Raw genomic sequence first — 13,859 nt, forward strand, 5'->3', positions numbered from 1 at the left:
AAAAAAGCAGTGCCTTTTAGGCACTGCTTTTAGCTATTAATAACGTGGTATTTTCGTAATTTGTGCCACGCCTGAATCAATAGCTGCTTTCGCTACTGCTTCCGCAACACTTGGAACAACTCTTTTATCTAATGGATTCGGGATTACATAATTCGCATTACGTTCTTCATCAGTAATGATGTTAGCGATCCCATATGCTGCCGCTAATTTCATCTCTTCTGTAATATCAGTTGCGCGCACATCTAACGCACCGCGGAATATTCCGGGAAACGCCAATACATTATTTACTTGATTCGCATAATCCGAGCGCCCAGTTCCTACTACAGCTGCCCCAGCCTCTAATGCATCCTCAGGGAAGATTTCTGGAATTGGATTCGCCATTGCAAACACAATTGCTTTCTCATTCATCGTCTGTACAAGTTCTTTCGTTAATACGTTAGGAGCAGATACGCCAATAAAAATATCAGCTTGGTTAATCGCTTCTTTTAACGTTCCACGCACATGTTCACGATTTGTCTTTTTTGAAACTTCAATTTGTGCTTCGTTCATCCATGTTTCACCTTCACAAACAATACCTTCTAGGCTAACTAGCGTAATGTGCTTTGCACCAGCCTTTAATAATAATTTTCCAATTGCAATTCCTGCCGAACCCGCACCGTTAATAACGATTTTCACATTATCCATTTGTTTGCTAACAACTTTTAATGCATTAATAACAGCTGCTAAAACGACAATAGCTGTTCCATGTTGATCATCATGGAATACAGGAATATTCGTTTCTTCTTTTAATCGTTTTTCAATTTCAAAACAACGCGGTGCTGCAATATCTTCTAAATTAATCCCTGCAAATGTAGGCTCTAAATTTTTTACAAGGGTAACGATTTCATCTACATCCGTTGTGCCTAAACATAATGGGAAAGCATCTACATTCGCAAACTTCTTAAACAAAATACTTTTTCCTTCCATAACAGGCATAGCCGCTTTCGGTCCAATGTTTCCTAAACCGAGTACCGCTGTTCCATCTGAGACAACTGCCACCATATTACCACGTGCTGTATAGTCATACACCGTTTCTTCATCTGCCGCAATTGCTTTGCAAGACTCCGCTACACCTGGTGTATACGTCAGGCTTAAATCATCCGCTGAATTTACTTCTACTTTACTTGTAATTTCAATTTTCCCTACTAATTCTTTATGCAATAACAATGATCTTTCATTAATTTGATTTGCTAACATACTTATAATCTCCCCTTAATTTGACAAGCTAGCTATATGAATATAGCTAGCTTGTTTGATCATGAAAACATCTTTAATAATATTGTCGCCGTTACAACCATTGCCGCCCCGCCTAAACGAGTCGAAATTTGCGCGAACGGCATTAATTCCATACGATTTGAAGCCGATAAAATAGCAACATCTCCAGTTCCACCTAAACCGCTATGACATCCAGTTACAATCGCCGATTCAACTGGATACATCTTCATCACTTTCCCTACAAGAAAACCTGATGCTACCATTGTAAGAACAACCGATGCGCACACAACAACATATCCTACTGAAAGAACTGCTGCTACGTCTTTTAACGGAATATATAGCAATCCTAATCCAACCATTAAAGGCCAAGTTAAATTCTTCGAAATAAATTTATATAAATGGAATGCTCCTTGCTCCATTTTTGCTGGCATTAATTTAAAGTATTTCACAAGCGCTGCTGAGAAAATCATAATGATTGCCCCAGGAATACCGATGAACTTAGAAGCAAATCCTCCGAAGATGAAGAACGTACACGCAATTAATAAACCTGCTCCCATTAATGAGAAGTCAATTGGCTTCTCTGTATTTTGTTCTTTTAATAATTCTGCTTGATTGTCTGTTTTCACTAATACACCGTTACCACTAAGCTCCGGTTTCTTCTCACCTAAACGCTTCATATACCCTGCACTTACAATTGCGAACATATTTCCAATAATAGCTGCTGGAATAAGCTGTGATACAAACGTTGCTGATGATTCATTTAAAATATCACTATAAGCTAGCGACAATGGTAAAATCCCTTCCCCGATACCACCACTCACAATTGGTACGATGATAAAGAAGAATGTGTGCTTCATTTCAAATCCAAATAATGAACCGACCAATAATCCTACTGCTACAGAAGCTAACGTCCCTACTACTAAAGGAATAAACATGCGAACGAAACCTTGTACTAACACTTTACGGTTCATTCCTAAAATACTTCCGACTACTAAACAAGAAATATATAAATATAAAAAGTTCGATTTTTTCATTAACATAGTCGCAGCTTCCATTGAAGCTGGATTCATCCAGTTAAAAAATACAAGTAATGATGGAATAAATAACGAAAGTATTGCTGGACCGCCGATATTTTTTAAAATTGGAATTCTCATCCCAATATCACCTAAGAAAATCCCCATGATCATAATAACTGCAAATCCACCAATCATATCTGCTGGCAATTTATTATATACAGATGCCCCATAAATAATAGCAGCCAATACTACATATAACGGTAAAGGTATAACACCGATTTTTACATTCATAATTTTAGAAGCGAAAGATTCTCTTTGTACTTCATTTCCTTCAGAAAATGATACCGCTTCCACATTCTTTTGAATTCCCATATGGCACCCCCTCGTTTTCTTAATAACAATATTAAAACGCTTTCAATAGTAAAAATAGTTTTTGTAAGTTTTGTAATTGATTTTGTAATTAAAAAAAGTATAAGCGACTTATATTAAGTCGCTTATACGTAAAACTCTATTTTCTTTTGATCAACACATCTTAATTTACTTACAGGTCTTCCCACATGTTGGTACATCATTTCGTTTTCTAACACCCCAATGTCAGTCAGAAACATTACATATTTTCGAATAGAAACTCTTGAAATTCCAACTAATTGTGCCATTTCATCTGTTGTAAATACTCTTCCATTCAGAGACTCGATCTTCTGCCAAATTAATTGCAACGTTTGCTTCGTTAAACCTTTCGGAAGCTCTTTAGTGACAGTAGGCTCTCTTTTTTCTTTTTGTAAAATTAACGAATCTAATTCCGATTGACTAATTTTTTGTTGTTCTTTCATGAAAGTAAATTTTTCTCGATATATAGTTAATGCCTCTTTAAATCGTTCAAATGTAAATGGTTTAATTAAATAATCTACAACTCCATATTGTAATGCTTTTTTAATACTCCCCATATCATGTACAGCTGAAATCATCATTATATCGATTTCTTTTTCTTGGTTCCGGATATACATTAAAAGCTCAAACCCAGTCTCTTCAGGCATAAAAATATCAAGTAATACTAAATCTACTCGTGATTTCTCTAATACTTCTATCGCTGACTTTACTGAGTTAACTGCTTGAACAAGTTCAAACCCTCCTACTTGTTCTAAATAATGCGTATTTAACATTGCTACCATCGGGTCATCTTCTACAATTAAAACTTTAATCATATTTGCCTCTCATCCCTACCTTTAGGTATTTCAATTGTTATCGTTGTTCCCTTTCCTACTAATGAATGCATATGAATTTCCCCATTTATTCGCTGTATACTATCTTTTACAAGATACAAACCATAACCGCGGTTATCTCCCTTTGTGGAATAACCTTTCGTAAATAATTCCTCTATTTCTTTTTCTTGTATACCTTTTCCCGTATCTTGTACTGTAATAGTTAGTATATCCCCATGTTGTATCTCAACTTCAACTTGCTTCTTTTCACAATTCGTCACTGCTTCTAATGCATTATCAATTAAATTTCCGACAATCGTAATAAGTTCATGAGTAATACTTTCATCATCTATTTCCGGCATATAAGAATCTTCACTTATAATTAATTTTATATTTTTCTCTCTAGCATAGCTGAGCTTACCTAGTAAAAAACCAGCAAATACTGGACTTTTTATTCTTTTCATAACTCCACCAATTTCATATTGATGCTCTGATACCATGCCGCTTATATACTTCTGTAATTCTTCATACTGTTTCATATGTGTAAGCCCTAATACGACATGCATCTTATTCATAAACTCATGAGATTGTGCCCGTAATGCTTCTGCATATAGTCTAATACCAGTTAGTTCCTCTGCTAGTTTTCTAATCTCTGTTTTATCACGAAATGTTGCAATTGCACCAACTATTTCTCCTTTTACATATAAAGGAACTCGATTCGTCACAATCGTAATTCCATAAATATTTTGTTCTTCGTTTAATTGTACTTCTCCCGTTTGCAATACTTCTTTTATACGTGAATTTGGCATATACAACTCAACATCTTTACCGATAAAATCTTCTTCAAGTCCGCTTTTTTTAAATAGACGTTTCGCTTCATTATTAATTAACGTTACTCTAGCCTCTTTATCTACAGCAATAATACCTTCCTTTACAGATTGTAGCATCGTATTTCTTTCTTCAAGAATTTTTGCTATCCTGTGCGGCTCAAGACCGAATAAACTTTTCTTCATATGTCTAGCTAGCAATATTGCTCCTATAATTCCGACTAATACACCCACTCCGACACCAATATAAATGATATGTCTACTTTCCTTAACTCTCTCTTTTACATTATCTGCTGAAATACCAACAGCCACTGCTCCAAGTTGTTCACCTGTTTCAGAAAATATTGGTACAAACACTCGCATGGAAATACCTAAAGTTCCTTCTGCTAACGATACATGTTCTTTTCCTTTCAATGCAGGCCCTTCATCTCCCCCAATAAAATGATGCCCTATTTTTTGAGGATTTGGATGTGACTTTCTTATTCCATTCATGTCCATAACTACAATAAATTGAACACCTGTGTTTTGTAATATTCTATTTGTATACGTTTGGATTGCAGAGGTATCTGCTTTCCCAACCAAACCATCGATTACAATCGAATCATTCGCCACAATGTGTGCAATTGTTTTTGCTTTCTCTGCTTGGCTATCCTCCGTCGTCCGTTCTACATTATGACTAATTAATATATCTGTCACAAGTAAAGAAAAAATTACAACTGTACAAACTAACAATGTAATCGTTTTCCATAAATTCCATAGTCTTTTTCTTTTTTTCATCCTGTTAATGACTCCCCTAATTGCTGAATAGAAAAATAAGTAAGGTGATATTATTTTCACCTTACTTATCTGCTGTTATTATACTTTAAATTTACTAGTCATCGCTTGTAGTTCTTCTGCCATCTCAGCTAAGTTTTGCGAAGCTGAACTAATTTCCTCCATGGAATTAACCTGTTCTTCTGTTGAAGCTGCAACACTTTGCATACTAGCTGTATTTTCTTCTGCAGCAGCTGCAATTTCATCAATAGCATTTGTCACTTCATTTGCATCTCCAGCAATTCTCTTCGTTGTTTCTACCATTTGATTAACTTGAGAAACAATATGTGTAGTAGAACTTAAAATTTCCGTAAAACTTACTTTCGTTTTTGTTACAACATCAAGGCCTTGTTGAACTTCTCCATTCACATTATCCATCGCCTTAACAGTATGTTCAATATCCGCCTTAATTTCTGCAATTAAATTTGCAATCTCTCCAGATGACTCTCCTGATTGCTCTGCTAATTTTCTAACCTCATCTGCTACAATAGCAAATCCTCGTCCCTGTTCACCTGCTCTTGCTGCTTCAATAGCCGCATTTAAAGCTAATAAGTTTGTTTGAGTTGCAATGTTTTGAATTGCTTCAGAAATAGCTCCTACTTGCTTTGATTTCTCATCAAGAAGTTTAATAATAGCATCTGACTCGGATACCGACCTAGAAATAGACTGCATTTGTTTTGCGGTTTGTTCAACTAAATCTTCTCCCTCTTCAGCTCTTTCACGGGCATGTAATGAGGAAATAGAAATTGACTCTGCGCTTCCGGTTACATCTTGAATTGCTGTATTTACTTGTTGTAATGTAGCAGCACCTTCTTCAACACCTTGACTTTGTGACTCAGCCCCACCTGATACTTGTTCCATCGCAATTGTAATTTGATCTGTCGCATCATTTGCTTGCTGTACGCTCGCTGTTAACTCTTCAGCCGATGCTGCAACATGTTCTGCTGAAAAGCTAATTTGGGTAATAACATCTTGTAAAGACGTAGACATTTCATTAAATGAATTCCCTAATTTCCCTATGTCATCCTTGGAATGGATTGTAATTTTCTCTGTTAAATCTCCCTTACTAATTTTATATGCCGATTCAGCTATTTTTCGTAATGGCCCTGTAATAGACTTTGTAATGAAATAAATTAATATACTACCAAATGCAATAGCAATAGCAATAACAATAAAAGTCTTATAAAATACTGGATTCGCAGCTTGGGTAATTTCTTCATCAAACATAACTCCAACTACTTTCCAGCCCGTTTTCTCATTTGTTGCAAAGATTAAATTCTTTTTATCATCTTGTTCTGTATAAGAGACATTTCCTTGTTTTTCTTCATAAATCGGTTTAATCCAGGGATCAGTAACTTTTGCACCTGGTTTTCTAGATGGATGACTAACAATTTGCTTATTTTGATCTAAAATAACTGCATAACCTTTTTCACCAATGTTAATCATTTTGGAAATTTTCAAGATGTTATCTAAATTTAAGTTAATTCCTATAACACCTTTACCATCTTTTACTTCTTTTGCAATTGTTACTACCATATTTTTTGTAGATGCTGATTGATATGGTGCAGTAACAATTACTTTCCCTTTATTTTCATGTGCTTCTTTATACCAAGATCTATCTGTTGGATTATACCCATCATCCATTTTGATAAATGGTTCTCTTATAAACTTTCCTGTCTGCGTTCCAATATAAATACCTTCTACTTCTGGATGAAGTTTTATATATTGCGCTAACTTTGTTCTTACTATTTCTTCTTGTCCGTTTGGATATGTATCCTCTGTTAAGATGTCTGCAAAGTATGCTGCATCAACAAATTTCTCTTCTATATTTTGAGAAATAACAGTATTTAAAATCGAAATGTTTTCCTTTGCTTTACCTGTGATTTGTTGTTCAAAATTTGTTTTGGCAGTTTGATATGAAACACCACCGATAATAAGTCCTGGTATAGTTAAAATTAGAAAAAATGAAATGATTAATTTTTTCTTGATACTCATACATTTAACCCAGTTAAATATTTTTTGCATAATAAGCCTCCTTTATGTAATGTGAATACTTGTGTAATTTTATACAAGTAACATATATAAAACAATATATAATGATAACATGTAATTTTTTTGTCAATTATGCATTTTTACATATTTACTACTTCTAAAGATTTAAGCATAAAAAATAAGAGAACTTCAGCTTATATAATAAGTTCAAGTTCTCTTATTTCGTAACAAAAAGCCCCCACAAAAACTCCTCTTACAATTCCTTACATCTCTTTCCTTACTCATTCATTTAGGGCTTTTCACATAACTAATCGCCTGACTCCCCATTTGCATCCATGCCTTTTCAAAACTTTCTCTCGGTACTTTTACATCTAAACTTTCATTAAGAGGATCTCGAATATATACAAATTCCTTATCATATCCAATAAGCACTACACAATGTTCATTATACGTAATAGAAACATCTCCACTATTTGTTTCCCATGTAGTAAATTCATCTTCATCTAATGGCGCAAATGTTGCATTTGTGATCATGACTACCGGTTGTTCTGCTTTTACACTCTTATAAATTTCTTCTATATTCTTCCCTGTTAAGTCTACAGCTTTATTAGGTAAATATTTTTCCGCTAACTGAAAAAGTGGCCCATGATATACACCGTATCCTGATTCAGAAAATGTATAAATATTACCTACAAATCCTTCATTTGGATTCCCGCGCACACCATCATCTATAAAATCAACTTTTTTTATTTCATTTGCTAATGTCATCTTATCCACTGAAACACCAGCGTATTGTAACATCATCGCTAAGCTTGTCACTTCACAGCCTCGATCTAGCTCTGGTAGTTGCTGAATTAATGGTACACTTGATAAAATGACCTTTTCATCATTATTACTAAATTCCGGTTCTTTTCCGTTTTGTATATTGAAGAATGTCAACTTCTCCACATACTTTGTAACTCCATTTGTATATACACTCCATACCGCTATAGCTAGTAATGCTATACATATATACCACTTAAACCTCCGTATCACTCTCACGCCCTTTTTAGTTCGTTAAATAAGAATAAAATGCGTCAGCATCCGTTCGAATCACTGGTACAAAATTTAGTTCTTTTTCTCTCTCAGGTTGATCTTTTTTTATTTTTTCTGTTAGCTCTTGAATATTCATGTTCGCTTTGTCCATATTAAGCTCATCTGCCAATTGTAGCACCTTTTGTTCATTAATTTCTCTTAATACTTGATATATATCTTTCCCATACAAATCAATATGATATTTTTTTGCTTCTTCCTGCACTTTTTGTTCGTACACCTCTTGTGCTAATTCTTCAATTTCTTTTCCCTTTTGAGAAATGTCTAACTTCCCTGCTTCTTCTCTTACTTTCTTTCCATAGATTTCTTCTGCAATGTCCTCTATTTCTTTTCCATTTGTCGAAATACCTAATTTATCTGCTTCATCATTAATTTTAATCATATTAATTTGATTAATTAAATTTACAATTGATGTATTTTCTATAGATATGCCTAGTTTTAACGCTTCTTGCTTCACTTTTGTTTCATAGATTTCTTCTGACAACGTCCCAACATCTTTTCCTTCAATCGATATGCCTAACTGCTCTGCTTCCCTTCCTACTTCTGTTTCATGAATTTCTTTTTCTAGTGTAATTTGTTCTTTTCCTTCCGTTTCAATACCTAGTTTCTCTGCTTTTTCTTCTGTATGCACTGCATGTATCTTACCATTATTTAATTGTTCTTTACTGCGCTGCGTGTAATCAGTCTTTCCTTTTTGTGTTTCAGAAGGAGAGGCACCCCCTAATATACTTAAGCTCATTACTCCAATAGTGAATACCGTCATCATTTTCTTTTTCAAAATTAATTCCTCCCTCTTATACTTTCTTTCCCATCATTCCCCTAGTTTTTTTAATACTATACATACATCTCATCGCTGCTTGAGATAACATTATGATTGATAAACCCCACTCACATACACCTAGTCTCTTCTTCATGTAACGAACTTTCTTTATGCCATACATAATATAAATAGTTTCTTAACTTTACCTTAAAAAAAGACGACCTTGTGTAAAAACAAGGTCGTCTTTTTACTTATATTTTTTGGTTTTTAGGGAAAATCACTTCAAAACAAGTGCCATCTCCCCATTTGCTCTCTACTGATATTTTTCCGTAATGCTTTTCTACAATCCAATTTGCGATTGAAAGACCTAATCCAGCTCCTTCTGACGTACTTCTTGCTTTATCCCCTTGATAAAAACGATCAAATAATTTTGGAATATCTTCTTCTTTCACTCCTATCCCGTCATCTTTCACCTGTATACGAATTGAACTACTCGTTTGCGTGCAATCAATTTGAATATGCCCACCTTCATTTGTATACTTCATCGCATTATCCAACAGTATGACCATCATTTGATGAATCCGCTCTCTATCCCCCATAAAAAATACACCACGTTCTACTTTTAGCATCATTTCTTTTTCTTGATAAGAAGCAATCTCCTTATATGGAGCTACTATTTCTTCTAACAATTTATCAAGTTCAAATATTTTCTTATCCATCTCAATTTGATTAGAATCAGAACGTGCTAGCAATAATAAATTACTAACGAGTTTCGATAACCGCCTACATTCTTTTGAAATTGTAGAAATATCCATCGCTTTTTCTTCTATCGTAGCGGATGGTGACTGAAATAAAACATCCGTTTTTGATTGAATAACTGCAAGTGGTGTCCTGAGTTCATGTGATGCATCAGAAACGAATTGCTGCTGTTTCTCCCATGAATTTTGAATGGGTACGAGTGCTCTGCCAGCTAGGAAAAAGCCGATACCTATCGCACAGAGGCTTCCTATGCTACAACCTATAACGAGGATTAAAAATAAAGTATTTAACATTCCTTCTTCCGCTGTTATATCTCGCACGATTTGAACTATTTCTCCATCTTTTTGAAGCGAAAATGCTCTAAAATATCGTCCTTGTACTTTGATATCTTGTAACTCCCCTATTTTTTCCGGAGAAAACTTTTCCAAATTCTCTTCAAAAATAGAACGGAATTTACGGTTATCGCCCTCTATTTTCACTATTTTCCCATTCCAAGTTATTCTAGTTACTCGCGGATCTCCAATTTGGATATTCTCCATACGTTTTCTTGGTGGTATTTTAACATCTAATTTTTCTCTATACTGAGCCATCATTTTTATAGATTGATCCACTTCATTATAAATACGCTTATATGTGTATGAATAAATAATACTACCTAATATACCTATTAATAGGATAAATACTAATGAATTCACTATAGTCAAACGAATGCGTGTCTTTTGAAACATACTTCCCTTTTTCATTGTTCTTTTAATATATATCCAATACCTCGAACGGTTTGAATATCTTTCTGATAACCGAATGGTTCTAATTTTTTACGCAAATGATGCACATACACTTCCACAATGGCTACTGTCGTATCTGAATCAAATCCCCAAACACGATCAAAAATTTGTTCACGCATTAAAATCTTCCCGCTATTTTGAATGAGATACTCTAGCAGCTCATATTGTTTCAATGTCAACTTAATACTTTGTCCATCTACTTGAACGTCTTTATCTTTTCCGAACAATTCAATCCCTTTATAACGAATCGTTTGCTGCGTTGTTAAACTACCACTTCTGCGTAGTAAAGCGCGAATTCTCGCTTTTAATTCAGGGGCCTGGAATGGCTTAACGATATAGTCATCTCCACCAAAATCCAATCCCTTCACCCGATCTTCTAAAGAATCTCTCGCTGTCAAAAACAGGACTGGTGTTTCAATCTTTTCATCACGTATTTTTTGAATTACTTCAAATCCGTCCATCCCTGGCATCATCACATCCAGTAAAATTGCATCATATATATTTTGAAGAGCTAAAAACAATCCATCTTCTCCATTTATTGCCGTATCTACTTCAAATTCATCACGCAAAATTTGTACGATAGACTCTAATAACGAGGCATTATCTTCTACTACAAGTAAGCGCATGCTCTCACCTTCCATCAAATAGTTCAATTCTATTTATTATTACATTTCTTCTCTTCATAACAAAAGAATGTAGTTACATTACGTTTCATTTTTAACTATTTCCTTCTAAAATTTTGAAGTTTTATTATAAAAACTTTGTCTTAAATTTAGCTTAATAAAAAATTGAAAGAAATAAGATTCCTCTTATCTCTTTCAATTTTTTATTACATATACCTTTTTACTCGGCAATTCCAAACAATTTAGCTGACCACCGTACACAGCCCCGCCATCAATTCCAATAATACGATTACTACCAAAATACACTCCGCAATCCTCACTACCATGAAGCGTTTTTGTTTCCGTATGCCCAAATACAACAACCTTTTCACCGCTATATCCATTATGAAATTCATTACGGATCCACATTAACGTATATGGTTCAGATTCAGAAACTCGTTTCATCGGTTCAACCCCAGCATGTACAAATATATACTCTTCTGTTTCAATGTAATGATCTAATTCTTGAATAAACTTTATATGTTCCTCTAATACACGAGAGTGTAAAATCGGTTTTTGGAAGTCTTTGTCATTAACCGCAATATCCTCTTCTACAAATCCATAGCTATATAATGTCTTATCTCCACCATTTCTTTTTACCCAATGGTTCCATGAACGTTCCTCATTTGTCGTTAACGCCTTAATCATCATATCTTCATGATTTCCCTTTAAAATGAGTGCTCCCTCTTCTTTCAATTCTCTTACCTTTTCAATTACAGCACGCGCATTTGGACCACGATCTACATAATCTCCCAGTAAGATTAATTGATCCTGTTTCGCATCATATTGTGCTTCTTCCAATAACTGTTCGAACTTTTCTATCTCTCCATGAATATCACTAATAACAAGAATTCTTTTCATATTATCCCCCCTCTTTCTAATTATAGTTCAAAACAACAGAAACTTCCGAATCTTAATCTTAAATCAAATTTATCCCGCATTAACGGGCAGTAAGCCCCCCACTGATTACAGTTTCACTTTATTACAAACTAAACTATTATCCTTACAACAATGTAAGTCTCTTGTCATCCAATTCGATAGTTGTAATTACTGTATTTCCTTATACTGAGAGTAAGAAATGAAACAAAAAATAAGGAGAGATGAGCGATGAAAAAAGTAATGGAAGTTGTAGTAGCGGTAGTAGAGGTTTTCGTAAATGGTAAACAAGTGGCAATGGAGTTAAATAAATAATGAAAAGGACAACATTCACTCTAGACCCTTTACTCATATAAAAGAGATAAGACTTCATCATTTCTTTGATCCCTTATCTCCCTATAAAGAAAGCCGTATCCCTTTTAAGGATACGGCTTTCTCTTATTTTTGACTCGTACGAGCTGAAATGCTAATTGCTCTATCTGTTGCTTTGGCAGCTTCATCTAACGCTTCTTTACTATTCTTCCCGTCATACATCGCTTCTAATGCTTTTACAACTGCATCTCTTGATTCTGGAAATACACTAATTAAAGCACCTTGTGTTGCTGGAGATTGCTTCGTTGCTTGCAGTTGATCTACTGTTACTTTCAACTGTGGGTATTTTTCATATTGCTCTTTTACTAATGGCTCATTATATGCATCTGGATTAATTGAGAAATAGCCTGTTGCAGTATGCCATTTTGCTTGTACGTCTGGCTTCGTTAAATATTTCATAAAGTCCCAAGCACCTTGTTGCGTTTCTTCTGAAACCATATTCGTCATCCATAATGATGCTCCACCAATAACAACACCATTTTGTTTCGAATCCTCTGGATACGGAATATATGAAACACCTACATTAAACTTAGATGCATCAATTAAATCACGAACACCTGCTGAAGAATCTAAATACATAGCAACTTGTCCAGACTGGAACGCGGCACGAATATCATCCCAACTTGCTCCATACTTTCCAAGTGCGCCAGCTTTATTTAAATCATCTAACATTCCAAATACTTTCTGTCCTTCTTTACCGTTAAATACCGCCTTCTTTGCAGCATCCTTACGGCCGTTTTCGTTATCTACATATAAAGCACCTTGTGTCGCTAACAATTCTTCAAAGAACCAACCATAGTTAAGCATGGAGAATCCATATTGTTTTACATTTCCGCCTTCTTTAATCGTTAACTTTTTCGCTGCTTCTTGTAATTCCGCATATGTTTTCGGAGCTTTCTCTGGATCTAAGCCCGCCTTTGCGAAAGCATCTTTATTATAAATTAATACTGGTGTAGATGAATTAAATGGCATAGAATACATTTTTCCATCAACTGAATAATAATTTGTAATTGCTTTTTCTAATTTTGACGTATCGTACTTATCTTTTTTTATCCAGCTATCAATTGGTGTGATTTTTTTACTATCAATCATATATTTCGTTGTAATTTCACTCGATTGAACAAGAGCTGGCGCTTCTTTCGTTGCAGACATCGTTCTAAATTTCGTTAAAGACTCTTCATATGTTCCTTGGAACTCTGCCTTTATCTCATATTTATTTTGCGACTTATTATAGTCTGCAACAAGACCATCTAGTACTCCTTGTGTTTTTCCACCCATCGCATGCCAGAAGCGAATTACAGTTTTATCACCATTTTTTTCAACTGGTGCTACTTTTGCCTGTGCTTCAGGTTTTCCTTCTGTTTTACTATTTGAACAAGCGGCACTAGATAATGCCATTGTTGCTACCATTAATAGCGCAGCACCTTTTTTAACTAGACTCATTTAAATCTC

General features: G+C 34.7%; 11 protein-coding genes and 1 pseudogene. All 12 read right to left on the reverse strand.

Annotation, left to right across the window (positions count from 1 at the left end):
- Positions 1–36: 36 nt before the first annotated feature.
- On the reverse strand, positions 37–1,236 hold the full coding sequence (locus ACTFR8_RS26355; RefSeq protein WP_000880782.1) for an NAD(P)-dependent malic enzyme: 1,200 nt from the start codon (positions 1,234–1,236) through the stop codon (positions 37–39).
- A gap of 59 nt (positions 1,237–1,295) precedes the next feature.
- Positions 1,296–2,642: a 2-hydroxycarboxylate transporter family protein gene (locus ACTFR8_RS26360; protein ID WP_000512722.1), complete on the reverse strand. Its 1,347-nt coding sequence runs from the start codon at positions 2,640–2,642 to the stop codon at positions 1,296–1,298.
- 122 nt (positions 2,643–2,764) lie between these two features.
- Positions 2,765–3,472 (reverse strand): response regulator, encoded by a 708-nt coding sequence (locus ACTFR8_RS26365; protein WP_000598689.1) that lies wholly within the window; start codon positions 3,470–3,472, stop codon positions 2,765–2,767.
- The gene (locus tag ACTFR8_RS26370) at positions 3,469–5,073 is read right to left on the reverse strand and encodes a sensor histidine kinase (RefSeq protein ID WP_252209780.1); all 1,605 of its coding nucleotides are present in this window, start codon (positions 5,071–5,073) and stop codon (positions 3,469–3,471) included. Before ACTFR8_RS26370 ends, ACTFR8_RS26365 begins: the two co-directional genes overlap by 4 nt.
- Positions 5,074–5,151: 78 nt before the next feature.
- On the reverse strand, positions 5,152–6,099 hold the full coding sequence (locus ACTFR8_RS26375) for a methyl-accepting chemotaxis protein (protein WP_433846465.1): 948 nt from the start codon (positions 6,097–6,099) through the stop codon (positions 5,152–5,154).
- A pseudogene (locus ACTFR8_RS26380) lies at positions 6,091–7,134 on the reverse strand (HAMP domain-containing protein); the annotation flags it as partial. The pseudogene ACTFR8_RS26380 and the gene ACTFR8_RS26375, both read right to left, overlap by 9 nt.
- 252 nt (positions 7,135–7,386) lie before the next feature.
- Positions 7,387–8,136 carry a C39 family peptidase gene (locus ACTFR8_RS26385; RefSeq protein WP_002098846.1) on the reverse strand — a complete coding sequence of 250 codons (750 nt, stop codon included), beginning with the start codon at positions 8,134–8,136 and terminating at the stop codon, positions 7,387–7,389.
- 13 nt (positions 8,137–8,149) lie between these two features.
- Positions 8,150–8,971: a hypothetical protein gene (locus ACTFR8_RS26390; protein ID WP_000728589.1), complete on the reverse strand. Its 822-nt coding sequence runs from the start codon at positions 8,969–8,971 to the stop codon at positions 8,150–8,152.
- A gap of 233 nt (positions 8,972–9,204) precedes the next feature.
- Positions 9,205–10,455 (reverse strand): sensor histidine kinase, encoded by a 1,251-nt coding sequence (locus ACTFR8_RS26395; RefSeq protein WP_283259425.1) that lies wholly within the window; start codon positions 10,453–10,455, stop codon positions 9,205–9,207.
- Positions 10,452–11,123 carry a response regulator transcription factor gene (locus ACTFR8_RS26400; RefSeq protein WP_001238623.1) on the reverse strand — a complete coding sequence of 224 codons (672 nt, stop codon included), beginning with the start codon at positions 11,121–11,123 and terminating at the stop codon, positions 10,452–10,454. The genes ACTFR8_RS26395 and ACTFR8_RS26400 overlap by 4 nt, the downstream gene beginning before the upstream one ends.
- A 192-nt stretch (positions 11,124–11,315) precedes the next feature.
- A complete protein-coding gene (locus ACTFR8_RS26405; protein WP_000821967.1) occupies positions 11,316–12,020 on the reverse strand; it encodes a metallophosphoesterase family protein in 705 nt (234 codons plus the stop codon).
- 453 nt (positions 12,021–12,473) lie between these two features.
- A complete protein-coding gene (locus ACTFR8_RS26410; protein ID WP_000060602.1) occupies positions 12,474–13,850 on the reverse strand; it encodes an ABC transporter substrate-binding protein in 1,377 nt (458 codons plus the stop codon).
- Positions 13,851–13,859 lie beyond the last annotated feature (9 nt).

It is taken from the genome of Bacillus cereus group sp. MYBK15-3, from assembly GCF_051916765.1.
Taxonomy (GTDB): Bacteria; Bacillota; Bacilli; order Bacillales; family Bacillaceae_G; genus Bacillus_A; species Bacillus_A cereus.